This window comes from Microbispora sp. CL1-1, from assembly GCF_012034195.1.
Taxonomy (GTDB): domain Bacteria; phylum Actinomycetota; class Actinomycetes; order Streptosporangiales; family Streptosporangiaceae; genus Microbispora.
In genome coordinates this window covers 1-411 of the sequence record NZ_JAATEK010000204.1, presented here as the reverse complement: position 1 = coordinate 411, position 411 = coordinate 1, and the positions used below count along the sequence as shown (strand labels likewise).

Genomic DNA, 411 nt, shown 5'->3' with positions numbered 1-411 from the left:
CGAACTTGAAGCCCACGACCTTGTAGGTGGTGAGGATCTTCGCCGAGAAGGTCCGCTTGAAGAAGTCGAACTCGTTCCGCTTACCCGGCTTGGGGACCCGGTAGTACAGAGTCGTCCCGTCCTGGCTGACGTACGAGTCCTTGTTCCAGAACTTGTACTCGCTCGGCTTGATCGAATCGGTCTTGACGGACGTGAAGGGAGCCCAGGGGCCGTTGCCCGTCAGGTTCGCGCCCTTGTTGTAGTTCTGGAAGTCGGCGACGCTGATCGCCGTCTCCTTGCCGAACCGCGAGAGCTCCTTGACCTCTTCGACCTTCAGCTTCGACGCAACCGTGGTCTTGTCGGCCTGGAGCTTCTTCAGCGCCGCTTCGGCCTGCCACTTGGTGCGGTAGGTCTGCGACTCGTACTTGCCGG

1 protein-coding gene is annotated in these 411 nt (G+C 60.6%); it reads right to left on the bottom strand.

What is annotated here, in order from left to right; genetic code table 11:
* The coding region (locus HCK04_RS40615) for a hypothetical protein (protein ID WP_168066717.1) at positions 1-411 on the bottom strand (411 nt) is incomplete at both ends.